This is a genomic window from Thiocapsa imhoffii, from assembly GCF_016583985.1.
Taxonomy (GTDB): Bacteria; Pseudomonadota; Gammaproteobacteria; order Chromatiales; family Chromatiaceae; genus Thiocapsa; species Thiocapsa imhoffii.
Genome location: NZ_NRSD01000003.1, coordinates 89,117 through 110,986, shown reverse-complemented (window position 1 = coordinate 110,986; position 21,870 = coordinate 89,117). Strand labels below are relative to the sequence as shown.

The 21,870-nt window shown below is 62.1% G+C and carries 19 protein-coding genes, 1 tRNA gene and 1 pseudogene; 12 read left to right on the top strand and 9 right to left on the bottom strand.

The window, feature by feature from the left end; all coding sequences use genetic code 11:
- Positions 1-247 precede the first annotated feature (247 nt).
- A complete protein-coding gene (locus tag CKO25_RS04495) occupies positions 248-1,690 on the top strand; it encodes a DUF294 nucleotidyltransferase-like domain-containing protein (protein WP_200386739.1) in 1,443 nt (480 codons plus the stop codon).
- Positions 1,691-1,852: 162 nt separating this feature from the next.
- On the opposite strand, the gene CKO25_RS04490 is transcribed toward CKO25_RS04495, so the two are convergent.
- The 5 genes from CKO25_RS04490 to CKO25_RS04470 form a co-directional block, all read right to left on the bottom strand.
- A complete protein-coding gene (locus CKO25_RS04490; RefSeq protein WP_200386738.1) occupies positions 1,853-2,791 on the bottom strand; it encodes an alpha/beta fold hydrolase in 939 nt (312 codons plus the stop codon).
- 24 nt (positions 2,792-2,815) lie between these two features.
- Positions 2,816-3,454, bottom strand: a complete 639-nt coding sequence (locus CKO25_RS04485) for a flavin reductase family protein (RefSeq protein ID WP_200386737.1) — start codon at positions 3,452-3,454, stop codon at positions 2,816-2,818.
- A 12-nt stretch (positions 3,455-3,466) separates the two neighbouring features.
- Positions 3,467-3,754: a polyhydroxyalkanoic acid system family protein gene (locus tag CKO25_RS04480; RefSeq protein ID WP_200386736.1), complete on the bottom strand. Its 288-nt coding sequence runs from the start codon at positions 3,752-3,754 to the stop codon at positions 3,467-3,469.
- A gap of 126 nt (positions 3,755-3,880) precedes the next feature.
- Positions 3,881-4,273 (bottom strand): cupin domain-containing protein, encoded by a 393-nt coding sequence (locus tag CKO25_RS04475; RefSeq protein WP_200386735.1) that lies wholly within the window; start codon positions 4,271-4,273, stop codon positions 3,881-3,883.
- On the bottom strand, positions 4,270-4,989 hold the full coding sequence (locus CKO25_RS04470; protein WP_200386734.1) for a transposase: 720 nt from the start codon (positions 4,987-4,989) through the stop codon (positions 4,270-4,272). Before CKO25_RS04470 ends, CKO25_RS04475 begins: the two co-directional genes overlap by 4 nt.
- A gap of 263 nt (positions 4,990-5,252) precedes the next feature.
- Between CKO25_RS04470 and prfB the strand changes: the two genes are divergently transcribed.
- A protein-coding gene (prfB, locus tag CKO25_RS04465; RefSeq protein WP_200386733.1) for a peptide chain release factor 2 occupies positions 5,253-6,351 on the top strand; the annotation gives its coding sequence in 2 pieces (ribosomal slippage) (positions 5,253-5,327 and positions 5,329-6,351; 1,098 coding nt in all).
- A 28-nt stretch (positions 6,352-6,379) separates the two neighbouring features.
- Positions 6,380-7,918, top strand: a complete 1,539-nt coding sequence (gene lysS / locus CKO25_RS04460; RefSeq protein ID WP_200386732.1) for a lysine--tRNA ligase — start codon at positions 6,380-6,382, stop codon at positions 7,916-7,918.
- Between the two features lie 127 nt (positions 7,919-8,045).
- On the opposite strand, the gene CKO25_RS04455 is transcribed toward lysS, so the two are convergent.
- Positions 8,046-9,518 (bottom strand): 2Fe-2S iron-sulfur cluster-binding protein, encoded by a 1,473-nt coding sequence (locus tag CKO25_RS04455; protein WP_200386731.1) that lies wholly within the window; start codon positions 9,516-9,518, stop codon positions 8,046-8,048.
- Between the two features lie 203 nt (positions 9,519-9,721).
- Between CKO25_RS04455 and CKO25_RS04450 the strand changes: the two genes are divergently transcribed.
- Positions 9,722-10,063 carry a DUF1244 domain-containing protein gene (locus CKO25_RS04450; RefSeq protein WP_200386730.1) on the top strand — a complete coding sequence of 114 codons (342 nt, stop codon included), beginning with the start codon at positions 9,722-9,724 and terminating at the stop codon, positions 10,061-10,063.
- Between the two features lie 60 nt (positions 10,064-10,123).
- Here CKO25_RS04450 and CKO25_RS04445 read toward each other — a convergent pair whose 3' ends face one another.
- Both CKO25_RS04445 and CKO25_RS04440 read right to left on the bottom strand, forming a co-directional pair.
- Complete coding sequence (locus CKO25_RS04445; protein WP_200386729.1) at positions 10,124-10,618, bottom strand: DUF302 domain-containing protein; 495 nt, start codon at positions 10,616-10,618, stop codon at positions 10,124-10,126.
- A 142-nt stretch (positions 10,619-10,760) separates the two neighbouring features.
- Positions 10,761-11,042 carry a cupin domain-containing protein gene (locus CKO25_RS04440; RefSeq protein WP_200386728.1) on the bottom strand — a complete coding sequence of 94 codons (282 nt, stop codon included), beginning with the start codon at positions 11,040-11,042 and terminating at the stop codon, positions 10,761-10,763.
- Positions 11,043-11,207: 165 nt separating this feature from the next.
- On the opposite strand from CKO25_RS04440, the gene CKO25_RS04435 reads away from it, so the two are divergent.
- The 7 genes from CKO25_RS04435 (at position 11,208) to CKO25_RS04405 (ending at position 18,254) form a co-directional block, all read left to right on the top strand.
- Positions 11,208-11,717, top strand: a complete 510-nt coding sequence (locus CKO25_RS04435; RefSeq protein WP_200386727.1) for a CinA family protein — start codon at positions 11,208-11,210, stop codon at positions 11,715-11,717.
- A gap of 295 nt (positions 11,718-12,012) precedes the next feature.
- Positions 12,013-13,050: a recombinase RecA gene (gene recA, locus CKO25_RS04430; protein ID WP_200386726.1), complete on the top strand. Its 1,038-nt coding sequence runs from the start codon at positions 12,013-12,015 to the stop codon at positions 13,048-13,050.
- Between the two features lie 54 nt (positions 13,051-13,104).
- Entirely contained in the window at positions 13,105-13,560 is a 456-nt protein-coding gene (locus CKO25_RS04425) for a regulatory protein RecX (RefSeq protein WP_200386725.1), read from the top strand.
- 34 nt (positions 13,561-13,594) lie between these two features.
- Positions 13,595-16,201 (top strand): alanine--tRNA ligase, encoded by a 2,607-nt coding sequence (gene alaS, locus CKO25_RS04420; RefSeq protein ID WP_200386724.1) that lies wholly within the window; start codon positions 13,595-13,597, stop codon positions 16,199-16,201.
- 135 nt (positions 16,202-16,336) lie between these two features.
- Positions 16,337-17,578 (top strand): aspartate kinase, encoded by a 1,242-nt coding sequence (locus tag CKO25_RS04415; protein WP_200386723.1) that lies wholly within the window; start codon positions 16,337-16,339, stop codon positions 17,576-17,578.
- 253 nt (positions 17,579-17,831) lie between these two features.
- Positions 17,832-18,044 (top strand): carbon storage regulator CsrA, encoded by a 213-nt coding sequence (csrA, locus tag CKO25_RS04410; RefSeq protein ID WP_200386722.1) that lies wholly within the window; start codon positions 17,832-17,834, stop codon positions 18,042-18,044.
- A 119-nt stretch (positions 18,045-18,163) separates the two neighbouring features.
- Positions 18,164-18,254: transfer RNA gene (locus CKO25_RS04405), tRNA-Ser, on the top strand.
- A gap of 67 nt (positions 18,255-18,321) precedes the next feature.
- Here CKO25_RS04405 and CKO25_RS04400 read toward each other — a convergent pair.
- Positions 18,322-18,724, bottom strand: a pseudogene (locus CKO25_RS04400) (transposase); the annotation flags it as partial.
- 128 nt (positions 18,725-18,852) lie between these two features.
- Between CKO25_RS04400 and CKO25_RS04395 the strand changes: the two are divergent.
- Positions 18,853-21,858, top strand: a complete 3,006-nt coding sequence (locus CKO25_RS04395) for a conjugal transfer protein TraG N-terminal domain-containing protein (RefSeq protein WP_200386861.1) — start codon at positions 18,853-18,855, stop codon at positions 21,856-21,858.
- The last annotated feature ends 12 nt before the right edge of the window (positions 21,859-21,870 follow it).

Sequence of the window (21,870 nt, the reverse complement as noted above, 5' to 3'; positions counted from 1 at the left end):
TCGGATGACGGGTTTTTAAGTTGAAAAGGTTGGCTTTTCAATTGCCTGATCTCTTTTGCATGGATTCTGTCGATGAGGGGACATCGCGTCACCGCGATGCGGGCGCGCGCCTCTAGGCGTCGGCCCGCGGCCACCGTGACGTCCCAGTCGCCTGCCCTGGCAGAATCGCAAACCGATGGGCCATCCGTTGATTCACCTGGGTGAATGACCAGAGCCTGTCGTGCATCCCTGCCGATGTCGAGGAGCCATGTCTGCTGAAAACGTCTTCTTCGTTCCCGTGCGGGATCTCTGCCAGCGTGATGTCGTCACCTGTGAACAAGACACATCGCTGGTGTCGGCCGCGGCCGTGATGAGCGAGCGCAACATCTCAAGCATCGTGGTCTGCGCCGATCAGGTTCCGGTCGGTATGGTCACGGATCGCGATTTGCGCAACAAGGTTGTCGCGCAAGGACGCAGCCCAAGCGATCTGCTGGTCAGCGATGTCATGAATCGCCCACTCGTGACGATCGGAGAGGACGACTATCTCTTCGACGCCCTCTATCTGATGACGCGGCGTCGCATCCATCGCTTGTGTGTCATTGACGCCAACGGCGAGCTCTGTGGGATCGTGACCGATTCGGACGCACTGCGACTGCAAAGCCGCTCACCACAGCTCCTCATGAAAGAGATCGAGGAGGCGACAGGAGTCGACGAACTCAAAAGCTTGCATCGCAAACTTGAACAACTCGTGATCCATCTGGCCGGCACCGGGGTCGCGACCAAGGATTTGGTTCAGACTGTCGCTCACCTCAATGATCGCATTCTGATCCGCTTGATCGAACTGGTGCGCAGCGCGCGTTATCCGGATCTGACCGATCGTTTCGCCTTCCTCGCCCTCGGCAGCGAGGGCCGACAAGAACAGACCCTGTCGACTGATCAGGACAACGCCATCGTCTTTGCCGACGACCTGTCCGAGAGCGAACGTGAGCGTTTGGCGGCCTTTAGCGAAGATCTCATCGATCGCTTGATCGAGATCGGTGTGCCGCCCTGCGCGGGTGGGATCATGGCGAAAAATCCAGCCTGGCGGCGCAGCCTCTCCGAGTGGAAGCTGGTCCTCGAGAAATGGCTCCGGACCCCGTCACCCGAGAACATTCTGTCCGGGAGCATGTTCTTCGATTTACGCACGCTCTATGGCGATTCGGGCTTCGAGTCCGAACTCAAGGCACATATCCAGAGCCAACTGCAGGCCAACAATCTCTTCCTGGCGCACAGCGCGGCCAATGCGGTGGGCTTCAAGCCGCCATTGGGCCTCTTAGGACAGATCAAACCCGAGCGGCGTGGACCCAATCGCGGCAGTATCGAGCTGAAGAAAGCCGGCATCTTTCCGATCACCGAAGGGATCAAGGCAATGGCGTTGCAGGCGGGGGTCGGCGATGGCGGCACCCGCGGACGCGTGTTCGGACTTGAGCGGGTCGGTGTGCTGCGCCCGGAGCAAGCGGATCATCTGATCACAGCGCTGGATTTTCTCGTGACCCTCCGATTGCGCGGCCAGTTGCTAGCGATCGAGCAAGGGCGTACCCCCAATAATTATCTCCCACTCGAGCGTCTGAATCGGATCGAGGAAGGGCGTTTGAAGCTTGCCCTCAAGGAGGTCAGTCGTTTTCAGACCTTCCTGTATGGCCGGTTCCATCTCAATCAAATGAGTCGCTAAGCTCTGCTACCGCGCACACGCTGCTGGACCTTGAGCGTGTGACGCGGGCCGGGCGGTGCCTGATCAGCGCTCATCGTCATGACCGTACGCGATCGCGATCCTGTGTCTTGCCGCTGAACGCAAGGGAATGCGGTTCCGCACCCGGTGGTCGATCCCCTCCCGTCAACCCCGAGCGGAGACGGCCGTTTCGGTCTCTCCCGTCAGGATGCGCCCCGCATGGCGGATCGGTAACGAATAGTGACCCTCACCGGGTAGAACATGGAGGTGGCAGTGGGGGAGATGGGCGGCGTACCAGCGGGCGTGTGCGAGCGGGACAGTGTTGTCCGTATCGCCGTGCCAAAGATCGATCGGGTGCTCCAAGGAGGCGAACGCGATCCCCCAAGGCCTGGTGTAGAGGTCGAGATCTTGTCGGGAACCCAGGGCGCCTGCCTGCATGGCGGCCTGCACGCTCCGCGTCAAGATGCTCGCGACCCGCGGCGCGCGCAAGACCGCGCGATCAGCCGGACCCGCGTTGCCGGCGCGCACGCGGTCGATCAACCAGGGAGACGCGCCGATCAGGGTCGGTAGCGCGCCTCGGTGGAGGACCGCGGCGAGTCTGGGGACGCGGCGCGTCAGGGTGAAGCTCAACCGGGTGCCGAGCCGCATCTGGAGTCGCACTGAGTCGAGGAAGATCGGCCCGAGTGGACAGACCAGGGTGCACCGCGCAATCCGGTTTGGGATGCATGCGAGACAGGCCAGGGCATAGGGACCACCACCCGACACTCCAAGGAGGTCGAGTTGATCAAGCCCCAGGTGGTCGGCCAGTGCCTGTGCGTCAGCCGCCCAGCTCAGGAGCGTCCGTTGTGGGTCCGGGGCGGAATCACCATAGCCTGGGCGGTCGGGGGCGATGATACGCACGCCGGCATCCCGGGCAGCCAGATCGAATAACTCCGCTTCAAGGCGCGAACTTGGGAAACCATGACAGTAGAGGGTGGGCCGTCCCAGCGGGTCACCGTACTCGCAATAGGCGAGGAGGCGTCCATCCGGCAGCATCACCTGATGGAGGGTGGGGCTGCACGGTTCGGAAGCGGACTGGCGCAGAGGGGCCTGCGTCGCACTCATGGCCGCCGAGACCCGAACCGAAGTTCAAACCGCGTGAGACGATATCCCACGCTGGTTGCGCCAGGCCAGGATGGCCTCCCGATCGATGGTCTGGTCATGAGCATAGAGCCGCTTGAGCTTGGCGTGATCCGAGTGTGAGAGCGCGGACAGCAGCTCCGCAACGGTCATGACAGGTCCGTCGCGCAACTGCCCGCCGCCGGTGACGGCCGCAAGGTAAGTGGTACGGTCCCCGATGTCCATGCGCGATTCGATCGCGCAATCGAGCCAGCTGCTCGCGGCCTTGATCAGGGGCATCCCGGCAGGGGTGGTGTCGTGTGGCAGATCGGCGAATTTGTCGCCGGCATGGCCGCTTGCGAGACCAAAGCGGTGGACTAGATCGACTGCATCGCAGGGAAGCAGATGAAGCGCGAAGCGGTCACTCCGCTCGATGAGATCCCAAGTGAAATGATGTTTCGCGACCGCGAGTAGGATTCTCGGCAGCTCAGGCACGATGGATACGCGAGTGACGGAGGTGGCGATGAATCCTCCCCGACGCCCATCAGCGCACGCCGTGACCAGCCACAGGGGTGGGTCGTAACGGTGAAAGATGGCGTTGACCACGGACTCGGTGGCGGCAGGCAGCTGCTCCTGTCCGCTGCCGAGTCCGGGTGGCTGAGTCGTCATCGTGACGGACCCCTAGCAGGGGCTTGGGGGGATCAGGGTTTCGAGCTGTTCCATGATGCTCTGCTCGATCCGTTCCCTGAACGGCTTGAACAGGAACCCGAGGTGCACCTCAAGGGTGAGCAGACTGTCGGTGACCTCAACACAGCCGCTCGCACCGGACCGCGCAAAGTCGAGCCGATTGCCGTTCCAGGTGCACTCGGCATCCAATTCGCTGACCAATAACTCAGCGAGAGCGTCGACCTGGTCGAGGGCCCGATCGAGTCCGAGACGATGGATGCGTTCGATGAAGATGTCAGCCATGATGCTATTGTTTGATGTTCAGATGCATCGGTCAAGTCGGCTGACATGACACGCGCGGTCATGAAGGCGCAGTCTGGATCCATCCATGGATGGCCATGGGTGGGGCCGTTCCCGGCGTGCGTGCGTTCATGCGTCACTCGATTGCTCGAGATCCTCATAAACCTCGGGCCGGAACCGTGGTGTGCAGAGGGCGAGAAAGATCAGGTCGCTAGACCCGGTGTTGGTGATGCGTTGCCCATGATCGCTTGGGATGTAGACAAGATCGCCAGGGCCAACCGGGCGCGGGGGGATGCCGTGGAGTTCCATCACACCCGTGCCCGCGAGGATCAGATAGCGCTCAATGGTTCCACGCAGACGGTGCCAGCGGGTCGTCACCCCCGGCGTGACCCGCGCACGCACGATCGAAAGGTTTGGATCCTCGGCGCGGTTCCATGTTTCGAGGATATGGCAACCTTCCACGAAGAAATATTCCAGACTCTCGTCGGGAGACTGGATCAGTCCGGTGGTTGTGAAGCTCATAGGTTCGTGCTGCGCGCTAGGCGGTAGGCGGCGGAGCGCCGATCTCCACCCCGTTGACGCGGCAGTGCTCGACGATTGAGTTCCGATTCGATGGTGTTACAGAACCGGCTCTCGCCGAGCACCCAGGCCTTATTGGTCGCATCCCGGATGCGGGTTACGCGCGCTTTATCCTCAGGCATCCTGCTCTGTTTCGCATAGGCATTCTGACGGGCCTTGGCACCACGCCCGAGACGCAGGTATTCGCGGTGCGGGGTCACCAAGGCGTCATCCGCACCCAGGGCATTTGCCCCATAGCTCGACCAGTCGTACTCCGCGTTGTCATCGACGAGTCCTGCTCGGACGGGATTGGCCTCGATATAGTGGGAGACCGCAAGCAGATAGTCCTTAGGATCAAGCAATGTTGCGCGATAACGGCCCTCCCAGAGGGTACCGCTGCGGGCATAGCGAAAGTTGAAATGCTGAACATAGTAACGTCCGACATACTGCATCAGCTTCCCCACGCCATTGTCGGTGTGCGGCGTCAACAAAAGATGGAAATGATTCGGCATCAAGACGTAGGCATGCAGCTCGCAATCGAATTTTTCGGCCGCCGCACCGAGTTTTTCCCACATGAACCAGTAATCCTCTTCGTCATAGAGGATCCGTTCACGGTTGTGCCCGCGCTGAATCACATGCTGAGGGTAACCGGGTAAGACGAAGCGAGGTAGACGGGCCATGCTTAGGGTCGGAGCCAGTAGGTTGTCCTGCATCGAAGTATAGAACTGATCCAATCAACGAGTAGGGCACGCGCGATTTGTTTTCCTGATTGTTGACCCAGTTCAAAAAATGCCTCAGTTGTCATCGGTCACTGCAAGGGCCTAGGACCGGACCCATGCAAGGATGAGGATCGAAGGTGTCACAGATCGAGCGATGGCCGGTCACCTGGTCTGGGGTCCGGGTAACGGGGTATCATGAGTGAATTTTCGCGCCGGAGTGTTCGATGATCGACATCAATCCCATTGCCTATCAGATCAGTGATCTCAAGGGACGGATCGACTCCCTTAGGGGGTATCTTTAACTACCCGGAACGCCAGGAACGGCTGACCGAGGTGTTGCGGGAACTCGAGGATCCCAGCGTGTGGAGTGAGCCCGAGCGGGCTCAGGCACTTGGGCGCGAGCGGGCGACCCTCGAGGCCATTGTCGTCACCATCGACGAGCTCACGACCGGACTCACCGATGCCGATGATCTCCTCGCCATGGCGGCCGAGGAGGAGGACGAACCCACGCTTGTGGCGCTCGCGGCGGATCTCGAACGGCACGAGGCGCGCGTCGCCGAGCTTGAGTTTCGTCGCATGTTCGCCGGGGAGATGGACGCAAGCAACGCCTTCGTGGATATCCAGGCCGGTTCGGGTGGCACGGAGGCGCAAGACTGGGCCGAGATGCTGCTGCGCATGTATTTACGGTGGGGTGAGCGTCGGGGGTTCAAAACGGAACTCCTTGAGGTCTCCCCTGGCGAGGTCGCCGGGATCAAGTCTGCCACCATCCTTTTCACCGGAGAGTATGCCTTCGGTTGGCTGCGCACCGAGACCGGGGTGCATCGTCTGGTGCGCAAGTCGCCGTTCGATTCAGGAAACCGTCGTCACACTTCGTTTGCCGCTGTGTTCGTCTCTCCCGAGGTCGACGACAGTATCGATATCGAGATCAATCCCGCCGACTTGCGGATCGACGTCTATCGTGCGAGTGGGGCCGGTGGTCAGCATGTGAACCGGACCGAATCCGCTGTGCGTATCACCCACAATCCGACCGGGATCGTCGTGCAGTGCCAAACCGACCGCTCCCAGCACAAGAACAAGGATCACGCGATGAAACAGCTCAAGGCCAAACTCTATGAGCTGGAGATGCAGAATCGCCGCGCGAGTCAACAGGTGATCGAGGATAGTAAGTCCGACATCGGCTGGGGCAGTCAGATCCGCTCCTATGTGTTGGACCAATCCCGCATCAAGGATTTGCGCACCCATGTCGAGATCGCCAATACGCAAGCGGTCCTCGATGGCAATCTTGATCCATTCATCGAGGCGAGCCTGAAAAGTGGTCTCTGATGATGTGCGTGAACAGGAGAGAGTTGGGGTGAGTGAAGAATCCGAGCCGGTCGGCCAGGCCGAGTCCGCTGATCCACAGGTCGTCGATGAGCACAAACTGATCGCGCAACGACGCGAGAAGTTGGCGCAGATACGGGCGCAAGGGCCAGCCTTTCCAAATGATTTTCGCCGCGATGTGATCGCGGGCGAAGTGCTTGCGGAGTACGGCGAGAGCACGCCTGAGCACCTCGACGCAGCGCCAGTCCGGGTCAAGGTCGCCGGTCGTCTGATGAGCCGACGGGTCATGGGCAAGGCAAGTTTTGCGCACCTCCAAGACCTGTCGGGGCGCATCCAACTCTTCGTTCAGCGCGACCTTGTTGGCGAGGAGAGCTACGCCCGTTTCAAACGGGATTTCGACCTTGGCGACATCCTCGGCGCCGAGGGGGTCCTATTCAAGACCAAGACCGGCGAACTCTCCATCAAGTGCGAAACGCTGCGCTTGTTGACCAAGGCGCTGCGCCCACTGCCGGAGAAATTTCACGGTCTCTCGGACATGGAGAGCCGCTACCGGCAGCGCTACCTTGATCTGATCATGAACGCGGGCACGCGCGAGACCTTCCGCATCCGCACGCGTGTCATCCAGTTCATCCGTGACTATCTCAACGCGCGTGGCTATCTCGAGGTCGAGACACCCATGATGCAGGTGATTCCAGGGGGCGCCGTGGCCCGACCCTTTATCACCCATCACAACGCGCTGGACATGCAATTGTTTCTGCGGATCGCGCCAGAGCTCTTCCTCAAGCGACTGGTGGTCGGTGGGCTGGAGAAGGTCTATGAGATCAATCGGAATTTCCGCAACGAGGGATTGTCGACGCGGCACAATCCCGAGTTCACCATGCTCGAATTCTACGAGGCCTACGCGGATTACCTGGATTTGATGGATCTGACCGAGTCGATGCTGCGTGCGATGACCGAGAGCGTCTTGGGTCAGACGCGGATCCGCTATCAGGGGCGTGAGTATGACTTCGCACGACCCTTCGTGCGCATGACTGTGCGAGAGGCGATCCTGCATTTCAATCCTGGTCTCGCCGCGGCTGAGCTCGATGATCTGGAATCGCTCCGACGGGTTGCCGAGCGTCTCGAAATCGCTGTCAAACCAACCTGGGGATTGGGAAAACTGCAGATCGAGCTGTTCGAGCGGACCGCTGAACATCGACTCATGGAGCCGACCTTTATCACCGAATATCCCACTGAGGTCTCACCACTGGCGCGGCGGAATGACCGCAACCCCTTTGTCACCGATCGGTTCGAGTTTTTCGTCGCAGGACGCGAGATTGCCAATGGGTTCTCCGAGCTGAACGATGCCGAGGATCAGGCCGAGCGGTTTCGTCAGCAGGTCGCCGAGAAGGATGCCGGGGATCTCGAGGCGATGTACTACGACACGGATTATATCCGCGCCCTCGAACACGGCATGCCGCCAACCGCCGGGGAGGGCGTGGGCATTGATCGGCTGGTGATGCTGTTGACGGATTCTCCATCGATCCGCGACGTGCTGCTCTTTCCTCACATGCGCCCCGAGGGAAGCTGAACGCCGGCCGAAAGCCAGTCTCGCGTCACGATAGGCGTGGAGCGCTCCGGGTCAGCGGCCTCTTGGAAAGCTGGAGCACCTGCGCGGCTCGGCGTTCGCGATGGGCCTCGCGCGCCCGTTGCCGTGTTCAGGATTGCGTGTGCTCGCAACGGATCTGTGTGGGCGCGACCCCGGCGCGGCGGATGAGGCGTGCGAGTTCCTCGACCGGTGCGGCCGGTCCGGCAAGATAGAACTGTCGTCCTGTCAGATCGGGATGGTCGGCTTGCATGACGGCCCAAACGTCGCGCGGCTGACAACCGAGCAAGGGTGTGAAGAAAAAGTTATCCAATGCATCGGTCAAGGCACGGCCCCAGCGCCCGTGGTGATGGCCTTCGCCATGGTTGGTGTCCCAATAGAGGTGATAAGACTCGATGAGATCGATCGAGACCGCATGTTCGATCAGGCTCTTGATGGGTGCGATCCCGTCACCAAAGGCGATAAAGACGGCTGGCTCGGGCGCGTCTTCACAGAGTACGAACGAGCCGTGGGGCCCCTCGACGTGGATCAGATGGCCGGGTCGCAGTGGTTTGAACACGGCCTCGGAGAAGGCATCCTGGTCACGCCGAACATCGAACCACAGATTGCGTCCATTGCATGGACAACTGGCGATGTGCAGTTCGCGGCTCGCGCCCCCTTCGAGCGTCAGCCGGACCCGCTGACCAGACATGAAGCGCAGCGTTTGTGTGCGGGGTGTCTGCACGTTGAGCGATACGAGTTGTGCGGATATCGGCTCGACCTTGCGCAGGCTCGCACGGATCTCCTGATGAGGTAGATCGGCGACCGATTGCGCCTCGGCGGCCTCGATCACCAGATCGGTCACCGCCGTGTGCGAGCAGGTGAGCAGATACCCCATGGCCTTTTCGCGCTCACTCAAGACATAGTCGTGATCACGAATGCGGCGAGTTTCGCCGCTGATTAGGCGTGCCTTGCAGGCGCCACAGTTGCCACTGGAGCAGCCGTAATTCAGATTGAGTCCAGAGCGGACCGATGCCTCGAGAATGGATTCATTGCCTTCGACGAAATAGTCGTGTCCGCTTGGAATCAATTTGACATGTGCGGCCATGATGCGCAGTAAGGTCTCTCTTGCGAAAAATAGATCCTGTTCGGACGGTGCGGGCGTGACCTCCGCTTGCCGTTGGGCCTCGCCGAGCCAGTCATGCAGCGCGCGGACCGCCGCCGCCAGATCACCCTGGTCGGGCTCCGTGACCAGGGCTCCGAGACGTACCCCGACCTCTTGCAGCAGGGCCTGCGCGGCATTCAGGGCAGACCATTGCTCTCCCAGTGTCGTGCTCATGGCCCGCAGGCGCGCGATCAACACCTGCGGGCTGGGAAGTTCGGCATCCCGCGATTCGGTCTTTGGCAAGGCGTCGAATTTGATGCGTTCGACCCGTTCGAGCGCTGAGTCGTCACCAAGGTTGACGCGTGGGTAAGCGCGCAACAAATCGCTGACCGCCACCGATCCCTCGAAGGTTGCGATATCGCCGCTGCGGATGCGTCGTTGTAACTCAGCGCGCGTCACGCCAGCCAAACGAGCGGCTCGTGAAAGGCTCAGGTAATCCATGATCATGCGCTCCGGTTGGGCGGATTTGAATCGCCAGGATAGCCCATCGAAGTTGGTCCCCGTCGCCCCGATTCTCTCAACAGCCAACGCGTGGGGAGGTCACCGGCCATCCTGGATGGTCGCCCGCAACCGGCGTGGTGATCCTGAAGTCTTGCCACAATAAGCCTCCGCCCATCATCGCGGAACAAGTCGAGGAGAGAACCGTGAACGAGACGAATCAAATCGAGATCGAAGCCGCTACCTTTCGCGCGCTGGTCGCGCATCTGCAGTCCCGGACCGATGTCCAGAACATCGACCTGATGAACCTGGCGGGTTTCTGTCGTAACTGTCTGGCAAAGTGGTACCTGAAGGCCGCGGGCGAACAGGGACATGTCCTGACAGAGGAGAGCGCACGGGAACTCATCTACGGCATGCCCTATGCCGAATGGAAAACCCGCTATCAACGGGAGGCGAGCGCCGAGCAGCTGCAACGATTCAAGGACACCGAGTCGCAGCATGCCTTTGTCAGTGAGTCGGTCCAGCGGGACAGCACGACGGCGTCCTAACCGGGCTTGTGTGCGACGCTCGCGGCACACGCCCGGTTGGGAACCAGCGGCTGCGACGATTTAGAGATCGCCGGTGGCGCCCGCGGTCATGATCTCCTCAATGGTGTCCCGCACCGAGATGGCACGGTCCATGAGGCTCGCCGGCAGACCGGCCATGCCAATGACCTGATTGAGGTCCAGCGTCGTTAGCCATGCTTGACCGTCATCGTCCTCGATCAAGGTGATGCGACAGGGGAGATAGGCGGAGAAATCGATGTTTTCCTGGAGCATTTCATGGGCGATACGCGCGTCACAGAACTGGAAAATCTCGATCCGTCGCGTTTCGACCCCCATCGACTCGAGTTCCTGATAGAGTGGCAGGTGCGAGACCATCTTGAAGTTGAGGGTGTTCGCGCGCAGCAACATGGAGTCGACCGCTTCGTCCATCGAGACATCCTCGGCGAGCGGTATCTTATACACGGTATCAGCGATCGACATCCCTTCGGCCTGCACGGACGAGACCAGCATGGCGAAGGGCAGAAGGGCAATGAGGCAGGACTGTCGGATTGCGTTCATGGTGACTCTCTTCGGTGGGCGACGTCCGGGTCGGCGCCGCGGTTCAAGGGCCGCCGTGCGGGAGGAGTGCACGGCGCGTTCGGGGTGGAGCTGGACGATCGCCGTGCGACCACGTTGCATGCGATACGGTGTCGTCGCAGTTTCAGTCGAAACGGTAGTGTTTTTCGACCGGCTCGAAGATCTCCCAAGTACATTCCAGGCCAGCGGGGAAGGTGATCAGGTCGCCACGGCCGAAGGTCATGGGGGTGCCACCGCTGGGCGTCACCTGGAAGCGACCACGCATGACGTAGCATGTTTCGGCACGATCATAGCGCCAGGGGAAGGTCGAGGGTTCTTTTTTCCAAACCGACCAATCCTCGACGCCGAGCACGTCAAGCTTGGCCGGTGATGGCTTGTGTTCGCAATAGATCTCGAATTCACTCATCGTGTAGACTCCCGAATCAGGCTGATCATCGCGGCATGCTGATGGATCAGGACGTCATGGTGACCGCAAGCGGGGTCTTTTTCCAGTCATCGCGCGTCCGGCTGATTGAGGACACGTGCCGCGCGAATCACATTGAACGCAGTTGACTGTTGTCACCAGGAACTCATGACGAAACCAAACCTCGACGATCCGTTCGATCCGCGCGTGGGGCGCCTTGCCGAGCATCTGCAACGCGCCCGCCTGCGGGTGGCGGTCGCCGAATCCTGCACCGGGGGCTGGCTCGCCAAGGTGCTGACCGATCGGTCGGGCAGCAGCAATTGGTTTGATCGCGGCTTCGTGACCTACACCAATGCGGCGAAGCAGGACATGCTCGGCGTGAGCGCGACAACACTGGCCACCCAGGGTGCGGTGAGTGAAGCGACCGTTCTCGAGATGGTTCAGGGCGCGCTCGCGCGCAGTCAGGCGCAGGTTGCGGTCGCGATCAGCGGCATCGCCGGTCCTGGTGGCGGAAGTGCCGAGAAGCCCGTGGGAACGGTCTGTCTGGCCTGGGCTTGGCCCAGCGCGCGCAGCGAGACGGCACGCTATCACTTCCTGGGTGACCGTGATGCGGTGCGGCGCCAATCCGTGATGGCCGCACTCGACGGACTCCTAGAGCGTCTGGCCATGGCGGACTGAGGCAAGTGTGAGCGGGCGACCATCACCGGATCCGCGCGGGATGATGTCGCTGCTTGAGGCACCCTCACCCTGCCGTTTGCCGAATCCCTATGCGATAATCGAGCGGCACCAGCGGCGACACCAGGGTCAACACAGGATGGGGCGCCTAGGCCCTTAGGATGAACCATCGCCGCGCCGGCCGCCCGAGCGGGGTATGAGCGTATCGGGCTCGTGCATCCCAACCGAGAAGCCGAGACCATCGGATCGGACCTAACAGGACCTGATGCCTTTCGGGATCAGGCTCAATGGAGATCGAATGGACGAGAATCGCAAAAAGGCACTCGCTGCCGCACTGACCCAGATCGAAAAGCAGTTCGGTAAGGGCTCGGTCATGCGCATGGGGGATGTGGGCGCGGTGCGCGAGGTCGAGGCCATTTCGACCGGTTCGCTCGGGCTGGACCTCGCGCTCGGGATCGGTGGGGTGCCGAAGGGACGGGTGGTTGAGATCTACGGCCCGGAATCATCGGGCAAGACGACGCTGACGCTGCACATCATCGCCGAGGCGCAGAAAACGGGCGGCACCGCGGCCTTCGTCGATGCCGAACATGCCCTCGACCCCATCTATGCCGAGAAGCTCGGTGTGAACATGCAGGATCTCTTGGTCTCGCAGCCGGACACGGGGGAGCAGGCGCTCGAGATCACCGACATGCTGGTGCGCTCCGGAGCCGTTGACGTGGTCGTCGTCGACTCGGTTGCGGCCTTGACCCCCAAGGCCGAGATCGAGGGCGAGATGGGCGATTCGCATGTCGGTCTGCAAGCGCGGCTGATGTCACAGGCGCTGCGCAAGCTCACTGGGAATATCAAGCGTTCGAACTGTCTGGTCATCTTCATCAATCAGATTCGGATGAAGATCGGTGTCATGTTCGGCTCGCCCGAGACGACCACCGGCGGCAATGCGCTCAAATTCTACGCCTCGGTCCGTCTTGACATCCGGCGCATCGGAAGCATCAAGAAAGGGGATGAAGTCATCGGCAACGAGACTAAGGTGAAGGTCGTGAAGAACAAGGTTGCGCCCCCCTTCCGGCAGGCCGAGTTCGATATCCTCTATGGCCAGGGGATCTCGCGTGAGGGTGAGATCATCAACCTGGGCGTGACTGAAGGCTTCATCGAGAAATCGGGTGCCTGGTACAGTTACGGGGGGAATCGGATTGGCCAGGGGCGCGATAATGTCCGCGTTTTTCTGTGCGAAAACCCCGAAATCGCGCATGACATTGAAATGAAGATCCGCGCCAAACTCCTGCCGAAGCCGAGTGATGTTCCGACCGCCCCCGTGGCACCTCCGGAGGAGGCCTGAGTCGGAATGAGAGTTTAAGCAGACGCTTGGAGCGCACGACGCCGAGATCGCGCGATGCACGAACCGAATTCAACGGCTAAGATCGAGGAACTCGCCCGACGCCTGCTGGCGCGTCGCGAACACTCATCGCTCGAGTTGATGCGCAAGTTACGTCAACGTGGTCATGACGCGAGTGCGATTGCCGGCGTGCTCGATCGACTGGTGTCCGAGGGAGCGTTGGATGAGGTTCGAATGGTCGAGCAATATGTCGGTGAGCGTGCCGCGAAAGGGTTTGGCCCCCTGCGGATTCGTGCCGATCTCCTTGAAAAAGGGGTGTCCGAGACACTCATTGATCCGCAACTCGAGGCCGTGCGCAATGACTGGGACGCCTATCTCGCCGAAATTTGCGACCGACGCTTCGGTCCCGAGCCGCCCGAAAATCTGGATGAGTATGCCCGACGCGGCCGCTTCCTCGAACAACGGGGATTTCCCGTCGAGATGATCCGTCGTTTCCTGCGCTGGCCCGATTGAACGGCCCGTGCCCCTCGTAGAACCGAGCAAACCCATGATCACCAGTGCTGAACTCCGTGCGAGTTTTCTCGATTATTTCGTCGAACGCGGTCACGCGCTGGTGCCATCGAGCCCGCTGATCCCGGCGAACGATCCCACCCTCCTGTTCACCAACGCCGGGATGGTGCAATTCAAGGAGGTGTTTCTCGGGCGAGAGCGTCGCGCGGAACCACGTGCCGTCAGCGCGCAACGCTGTGTGCGTGCCGGAGGGAAACACAACGACCTCGAGAATGTGGGTTACACGGCTCGCCACCACACCTTCTTCGAGATGCTCGGTAACTTCAGTTTCGGCGATTACTTCAAACGGGATGCGATTGAGTTTGCCTGGGATTATCTCGTCCGGGTCCTCGGCCTGCCGCCGCAGCGTCTGTGGATCACGGTGTACACCGAGGACGATGAAGCCGCGGATATCTGGTTGAACGATATTGGGGTCGATCCCGCGCGCTTTTCCCGTTGCGGCGCGAAGGACAACTTCTGGTCGATGGGCGAGACTGGACCCTGCGGACCCTGCTCCGAGATTTTTTACGATCACGGTCCTGAGATCCCCGGCGGCCCACCGGGCTCGCCTGACGAAGACGGTGACCGCTACGTCGAGATCTGGAACCTGGTCTTCATGCAGTTCAACCGTGATGCCGATGGGCAACTCACGCCCTTGCCGCGACCTTCAGTCGATACCGGCATGGGCTTGGAGCGACTCGCGGCTGTGCTGCAACAGGTGCATAGCAACTACGAAATCGATCTGTTCGTCCGCCTGATCGATGCCGCGGCCACCCTGACCGGCTGCGACGACCGTGAGAACAAATCGTTGCGGGTCATCGCCGATCATATTCGTTCCGTGGCCTTCCTCATCACGGATGGGGTGACGCCTGGCAACGAGGGACGAGGATACGTCCTGCGCCGAATCATGCGCCGAGCGATCCGTCACGGTTATCAGATCGGATGCACCACACCCTTCTTCCATCGTCTGGTCGAGACCCTCATCGCTGAGATGGGAGCGGCTTATCCCGAATTGGTCGCGGCCCGCGCGCACGTCGAGCGGATCATCCTGCTCGAGGAAGAGCGTTTTGCCGAAACCTTGGAACATGGGATGCGGCTCCTTGAGGAGGCGATCGCGACGCTCTCGGGCATGCAGATCCCGGGGCCGACCGTCTTCAAGCTCTATGACACCTATGGTTTTCCCACCGATCTGACCGCCGATATCGCCCGTGAGCGCGGCCTGACACTCGATCTGGCCGGCTTCGAGCAGGCCATGACGCAACAGCGCGAGCGCGCGCGCGCGGCGAGCCAATTCGGCACGACCTCGAATCATGCGATTGATGTGCAAGGTGAGACCGAGTTCTGCGGCTACGAGCGATTGCAGGACGAGGCGAATGTGGTTGCCATCTTTTCCGCGGAGGGTTCGCGTGACCAACTGGCCCAGGGTGAGGAGGGGTTAGTAGTCCTGGATCTCTCGCCCTTTTATGCTGAGTCGGGTGGTCAGGTCGGTGATCGTGGCTGGCTGATCGGCGAAACGGGTCGCTTCGAGGTGTTCGACACCCAGAAACAGGGGGAGGGCACCATTTGTCACATTGGGCGGGTGCGTGAAGGGGTGTTGGCGGTGGGCGATCGTGCCACGGCCCAGGTCGATGGCGAGCGTCGGCGAGCGACCGCGCTCAATCACTCCGCGACCCATCTCTTGCATGCCGCATTGCGGACTGTGCTCGGAGGCCATGTGCAACAGAAAGGCTCGTTGGTGGGGCCGGAGCGCCTGCGGTTCGATTTCTCGCACTATGAGGCGGTGACGCGGGAGCAACTCGTGGCCATCGAGCGGCTGATCAACCGCGAGGTGCGCGAGAACCATCTGGTCGAGACCCGCATCATGAACCTCGAGGATGCGAAAGCCTCCGGTGCCCTGGCCCTGTTCGGCGAAAAGTATAGAGAACAGGTGCGGGTGCTGCGGATGGGTGAATTCTCGACTGAGCTCTGCGGCGGCACCCATGTGAAGGCGGTTGGCGACATCGGTTTGGTGAAGATCATCGGTGAGAGTGGGATTGCATCGGGGGTGCGACGCATCGAGGCCGTGACCGGTGAGCGGGCGATCGACTGGATCGAAGCCGACGAGGAACGCCTGCTCCGGGTCGCCGGGTTGCTCAAGGGCGGGCGCGAGGAGGTTGATCAACGGGTCTTGCAACTGTTGGAGCGGAGCCGCCGACTCGAGAAAGAACTCGAGCAACTCAAGGCGAAACTCGCTCAGGCCTCGGGGCAAGACCTTGTCGGTCAGGCAGTCGCGGTGGGCGGAATCAAGGTCCTGGCGGCACGGCTGGATGGGAGTGATTCGAAGGCTCTGCGCACCACCCTGGATCGGCTCAAGGACCAACTCGGCTCGGCCGTGATCGTGCTGGCTGCCGAAACGGATGGAAAGGTGAGCCTCATCGCGGGCGTCACGAAAGACCTCACCGGCCGACTCAAGGCTGGTGATCTGATCCGTGAGGTAGCGTCTTGCGTTGGTGGGAAGGGCGGGGGGCGCCCGGACATGGCCCAAGCCGGTGGCAGTGATCCCGCGGGACTCCCCGCGGCCTTGGACCTGGTCGAGCCCTGGGTGCGACAGCGGCTTGATGGCTGATCCGCGAGCCTCGTGCGCGTTGCACTGACGTGAGATGGGTGTCCGGCATGTTTGAGATTGAGACTGAACTGAGGTCGAGAAACGAGGCGTACGCATGATGAAACCAGACCGCACTGCACAGACCGGGATCCCTGCATGGCGCTGATCGTTCAAAAATACGGCGGCACCTCGGTCGGCAGCATTGAGCGCATCCAGACTGTTGCCGCGCGCGTGAAGCGCTCGCGCGATCAGGGGGACCAAGTGGTGGTCGTGGTCTCGGCCATGTCCGGTGAGACCGATCGGCTGATTGGCTTGGCGCGAGAGATTCAGGAGCGCCCCGTCCCCCGTGAGCTAGATGTGCTGCTCTCAACCGGCGAGCAAGTGACCATCGCGCTGCTGAGCATGGCGCTCGAGGCGGCTGGTTGTCCGGCGCGCTCGTACACCGGCGCACAAGTGCATATCCTGACCGACAGCGCTCATAACAAGGCACGGATCCGCGACATCGATGCCGCGCGTGTCGGCGCCGACCTTGATGCCGGGCGCGTGGTCGTGGTCGCGGGTTTCCAGGGCGTTGATGAGTTGGGTAACATCACCACACTTGGGCGTGGTGGTTCGGATACCTCCGCGGTGGCCATCGCCGCGGCGCTCAAGGCAAACGAATGCCAGATCTACACCGACGTCGACGGTGTCTATACCACAGACCCACGCGTCGAACCCAAGGCACGCAAGCTTGACCGGATCACCTTCGAGGAGATGCTGGAGATGGCGAGCCTAGGTTCGAAAGTCCTGCAGATCCGTTCAGTTGAGTTCGCCGGCAAATACCGGGTGCCCCTGCGTGTGCTCTCGAGCTTCGGCGAGGGCGATGGCACGCTCATCACCTTCGAGGAAGATATTGTGGAAGAGGCCAAGATCTCGGGAATCGCCTTCAGTCGTGACGAGGCCAAGTTGACCGTGCTCGGTGTGCCCGATCAACCGGGTGTCGCCTATCAGATCCTGGGCCCCATTGCCGATGCCAACATCGAAGTGGACATGATCATCCAGAACATCGCGGCGCAAGAAGCGACGACGGACTTCACCTTTACCGTCCACCGCAATGACTTCCCGCGCGCCCTGGAGATCCTTGACCAGACCGCCGCGCATCTGGGCGCTCGCCAAGTGCTCGGAGATACCGGGATCGTGAAAATCTCACTCGTCGGCGTGGGCATGCGTAGCCATGCCGGGATCGCCAGTCTGATGTTCTCGACGCTGGCCAACGAAGGTATCAATATCAGGATGATCTCAACCTCGGAGATCAAGATTTCCGTCGTGGTCGATGAGAAATATCTTGAGCTTGGCGTGCGTGCGCTTCACGCCGCGTTCGGGCTCGATGGTTCGACATCATCGAGTTCGCTGTCCTAGACTGGTGCCATGCGCCAGACCCCTCTGTTGGTTTTTTTGGTGGGTTGATTCGCTCGATTGAGCACAAACCATCATCCTTGTGGGCATGAGACGTTGTACCGCTGTAACCCGTACGACTGCTGGATGAGTGGGCTGAGGCGGCCCTCGTGACGTAGGGTCGGACTGTACGGGTTGTTTATGAAGCCATCTCGGGTTCTCGATCTGGGTAACCCGTTTCACTCAAGTAAGGGACTTAAATAGGGAGAGAGTAGCGATGTTGATCTTGACTCGCCGCGTTGGCGAAACACTGATGATCGGGGACGAAGTGACGGTAACCGTTCTCGGTGTCAAAGGAAATCAGGTGCGGATCGGTGTGAACGCACCGCGCGACGTCGCTGTGCATCGTGAGGAGATCTACGAACGGATCAAACGCGAGCAGTCCGAGGGGACGGCACCTGTGGTGATGCCGGGCAATCATCTAGACTGAGTAGCCAAGGACGCGTCGCCAGGTTAGAATTAGCCCTGCGATGCAATCGTGAGCCTCTAACCATGAGGCTCACGGTTAGCCAGACCGGCTCCCACCCTAAAACCGGTCCATTGCATCATGGAGAGATGGCCGAGTGGCTGAAGGCGCTCCCCTGCTAAGGGAGTATAGGCTAATCCCCTATCGAGGGTTCGAATCCCTCTCTCTCCGCCATCAGCCCAGCGATGACGCGCCTTCAGGCGCGTTTTTTGTTTCTACCCGACATACAACCCGCCATCCTCAGGCCCCGCTCGCGCAGTCCGGTGAGCAGCTCAAGCCAGCTCGCCTCGGACTCGCGGTGGCCATCTTCGACGGCGATGAGCTCCTGGTGGCCGTGCTCGGTGACGCCGATGACGACCAGCAGGCACAGGCGGTCGTCTGCGGTCGCGGACCTGTGGCACCCGCACCGCAACCGCGCCGATCCCGGTCTGCACCGTGCGCTCGGGCAGGTCGCTGTTGCGCACCACCGCACGGCGCCCGTCCTCCAGGCGCCGGTCGCCGTAGGCATCCAGGAACACGGCTCGCTCCGCCTCCACCGCCTTGGTGATCAGCTCCCGGCGGGCCCCCTCGCGCAGCAGCGCGTGCAGCGCGTCGGTTTCCTCGATCTCTGGTTGTGAAAGAACGCTCAGCATAGACTCGGACATGGCGTATCCACCTCTGCTGACTGTGATCTTGGCGGTGATCAGTCAACAGGATACGCCAACCCTCCCGGCCTACGCGTACACCAGAAATCACCATAACTCTGCTGATCGCGCTGGTCATCTATCTGGGCATGCTCGGTCCGAGCGCACGGGTGAGCGTGGAGGACCTCTATTCCGGAGCAGTGCACCGGGTCGACAACGTCCCCCTGGGCGTGGCCGCCGTGGGTTCGGCGCTCTCGCAGGTGGGCTACGGCGTCACCCGGCTCTTCGAGCAGGCGTTCTCTACCCCGGCGATGACCGATTATGGGTTTGCCGCACCCCTGCAGATCCTGCAGCACGTGCGCGCGGGGACCCTCTCGCGCCCGCGGCTCGGAGCGGCCAACAGCCCGACACCGGGCGCGGACATCGAGCGCTCCTTCGTCAACTACATCGCCGAGTGCGTGCTCTACGACGTGGACACCGGACAGCGCTCCCTGGACAGCGTGCTGCGTGATCCGAGCTGGACCGGTGCACTGGCGGTCGCCAATCCGATGCCGACCACCGAGCTGTGGTTGGGCGGCGCCCCGGTCGTGAAGGCATGCGACGACGCCTGGGCGGATCTATCCGCCTACACGACGAGCGAGTTCCTGCCGGCGTTGCGCGGCTCGCTCGCGGCCACCCTCGCTGTGCAGGCCGGGGAGGTGGACAACGCCGTGCAGACCGCGCTGGATGCCGTCGCCGGCGCCGGGGTGGACGCGCAGAACTATATGGTGATGTCGGTGGCGGCGAGCTTCTTGCCCAAGGGCGAGGCGCAGGTGTGGGAGGAGCTCGGGCGCTGGGAAACCGCTGCGACCATCACCCAGGCGGCCCAGCAGCGCAACACCCAATGGGCGGCCGAGGAGACCCTGTTCGCGCGTATCGTGCGCCCCATGATGACCTTCTTCGAGGCGTTCCTGTTCGCCGTCTCCCCGCTGATGGTCTTCGCCATCGGGCTCGGCACCATCGGCATCCGGATGATCGGCAAGTACCTGTTGTTCGGTCTGTGGATCCAGCTCTGGCAGCCGATCCTCGCCGTGATCAACCTCTACATCATCCTGACGACCCAAGGCAAACTCGACGCCCTGCGCAACGCCGGCATGGGCAACCTGGAGCTGCCCTCGATCTTCGCGCTGTGGAAGCTCGACTTCATCCTCTCGGATTATCTCGGGGTCGGCGGGATGCTCGCGGCGAGCACGCCGGCGATCTCCCTGATGCTGATCTACGGCTCGGCGGTGACCGCGACCCATCTGGCCGGGCGCCTGCAAGGCGGGGACCACATCAACGAGAAGATCGCGAGCCCCGATGCGGTGAATCCCGCGGCCGCCTTGTCGATGGGATCGCTCAAGACCCATGCCCCGCTCACCGGCACGACGACGCCGAACGCCAATTCCGTGCTCTGGTCGGCGGATGTCGGGCGCTCCATGCAGGACAGCGTGCGCTCCGGCGAGCAGGCCGTGCAGCAGGCCAGCTTTCGTTTCTCCTCTGCCTTGGGTGCGGCCGCGAGCGCAACGGCCTCCCGGTCGGGCGAGAGCTTCGACGCGCGTTCGAAGGGCTGGGAGTATGCGGCCACGGGCAGTGCGACGGATAAGACGCTCCTGGCCGAAGCCGAATCGATCGCCTCGGGCTACCGGCAGGACGAGGTGTCGCGCTCGGGCATCGCAGCCGCTTTGGCAGGCGGTCTGTCGGGCGGGCGAAACGATCAAGGACGCGCCGGGAAGGCGTCGATTTCGGGCGAGCTTCAGCGAACCTACGGCGTCGATAAAACGATCGCCGATTCCCTTGCCGGCGAGATCTCCCGACGCGTCACGGGTGACGCGGGGTTCGAGGCCCGCCTGGCCGAGTCGATCAAGATCGACGAACAGACTGGGCACCGAAACGTGTTCTCGCAACGGCTCACCGACGAGGAGAGCGCGCGCCTGACCCGCTCCGCCGACGATGTCGTCACCACTTCGCTCTCGCTGGAACGCGCGCGGTCCATGGAGAGTCGCTACGGCGCGATGGGTCGCTTCGGAGCCTCGGAAATCGGTCATGCCATCGCCGAGAATCCGGCAATGATGACGCGGGTGATGCAGGAGATCGATCGGCGCAACCTTGCCGGGGATCACCAGACGCTGGCGGGTTCCTGGGCGTACGCGAAGAACATGACGGCGGCGTCCGCGCAGGCGGCGGCCGGGATCGCACTCCTGATCGGCCATGCGGACGGTGCGACCACGCGCACCTTCAGCCCCGCCGAGGCGCAAAGCGCGAAGGAGGCGGGATACGGCATTCTGGGGGATCTCTTCGGGACCCATCGTCCCGGACCCGACAGCGACCCGAACCGTCACGCCGGCCTTGCGGACGGAGCGCCAAGCTTCGGAACGGCACGGGAGACCTTCGAACGGGCAGGGGTGAGCGATCCGAGCGCACGGGTGGCCGGGTTGCACGGCGAGATCGACGCGCACGGGCGCATCGCCGGCAGCGCCGACGATCCGTCCGCCGTCGAGGAATTCCATGACCGAAGTCGCGACGCGGTTGCGAGCCGCCGAGAGGCGCACGAGGCGGAGGTGCGTTCGCAGAACCGCGAACGGCTCGGTGCGCTTATCGATCGGCAGGCCATCCTGCCGCGCTCCGCCGCACGGACACTGCACAACGAGGTCGGCGGGATCCTGATCAAGGCGGCCGAGGTCGGGACTCTGACGGCGGCCGGCGCGGGAGGGAGTCTGGATCGCACGGTCGCGGCCGCGAAGGCGTTCGGATCCACCTTGGCGGGCGGGGGCGGTGTGGCGGACGCGCTCGCGGCCGGAAAGGCGGCTGCCGGCGGCGAAGCCGGCTGGACCAAAGCCGTCGGCACCATCGTCGCGGCGCGGATGCAGGAGGTCGCCGGATTCGGGTTGACATCCGCCCAACACGAGCTGTTTCGGGAGTCCACCGGATCGGTGTTTGCGGACCTGCCCAGTCAAGCCCAACAAGCCGCCAGAGCCGCGGTGGTCGCGGAAGCCGGGGGCGGGGCTCGGGGTGAACACATCGCCGAGCTGATCGAGCGCGCGGCGGTCTCGCGCGAAGACACCGACCTTCGCCTGATCGGAAACTACAACAGCCACGGGGCCGCGACGGAAAAAAAACTTAACAATCCGGGTTAGGCTTGCATCGAA

Excerpts from the sequence above, each read along its gene's own strand:
- CKO25_RS04435 (WP_200386727.1), top strand. The coding sequence starts at position 11,208 with ATGACGAAACCAAACCTCGACGATCCGTTCGATCCGCGCGTGGGGCGC.
- CKO25_RS04495 (WP_200386739.1), top strand. The coding sequence starts at position 248 with ATGTCTGCTGAAAACGTCTTCTTCGTTCCCGTGCGGGATCTCTGCCAG.
- CKO25_RS04490 (WP_200386738.1), bottom strand. The coding sequence starts at position 2,791 with ATGAGTGCGACGCAGGCCCCTCTGCGCCAGTCCGCTTCCGAACCGTGC.
- CKO25_RS04455 (WP_200386731.1), bottom strand. The coding sequence starts at position 9,518 with ATGGATTACCTGAGCCTTTCACGAGCCGCTCGTTTGGCTGGCGTGACG.
- CKO25_RS04440 (WP_200386728.1), bottom strand. The coding sequence starts at position 11,042 with ATGAGTGAATTCGAGATCTATTGCGAACACAAGCCATCACCGGCCAAG.
- CKO25_RS04395 (WP_200386861.1), top strand. The coding sequence starts at position 18,853 with ATGCTCGGTCCGAGCGCACGGGTGAGCGTGGAGGACCTCTATTCCGGA.
- CKO25_RS04445 (WP_200386729.1), bottom strand. The coding sequence starts at position 10,618 with ATGAACGCAATCCGACAGTCCTGCCTCATTGCCCTTCTGCCCTTCGCC.
- CKO25_RS04480 (WP_200386736.1), bottom strand. The coding sequence starts at position 3,754 with ATGGCTGACATCTTCATCGAACGCATCCATCGTCTCGGACTCGATCGG.
- CKO25_RS04475 (WP_200386735.1), bottom strand. The coding sequence starts at position 4,273 with ATGAGCTTCACAACCACCGGACTGATCCAGTCTCCCGACGAGAGTCTG.
- CKO25_RS04470 (WP_200386734.1), bottom strand. The coding sequence starts at position 4,989 with ATGGCCCGTCTACCTCGCTTCGTCTTACCCGGTTACCCTCAGCATGTG.
- alaS (WP_200386724.1), top strand. The coding sequence starts at position 13,595 with ATGATCACCAGTGCTGAACTCCGTGCGAGTTTTCTCGATTATTTCGTC.
- recA (WP_200386726.1), top strand. The coding sequence starts at position 12,013 with ATGGACGAGAATCGCAAAAAGGCACTCGCTGCCGCACTGACCCAGATC.
- CKO25_RS04485 (WP_200386737.1), bottom strand. The coding sequence starts at position 3,454 with ATGACGACTCAGCCACCCGGACTCGGCAGCGGACAGGAGCAGCTGCCT.
- csrA (WP_200386722.1), top strand. The coding sequence starts at position 17,832 with ATGTTGATCTTGACTCGCCGCGTTGGCGAAACACTGATGATCGGGGAC.
- CKO25_RS04415 (WP_200386723.1), top strand. The coding sequence starts at position 16,337 with ATGGCGCTGATCGTTCAAAAATACGGCGGCACCTCGGTCGGCAGCATT.
- CKO25_RS04425 (WP_200386725.1), top strand. The coding sequence starts at position 13,105 with ATGCACGAACCGAATTCAACGGCTAAGATCGAGGAACTCGCCCGACGC.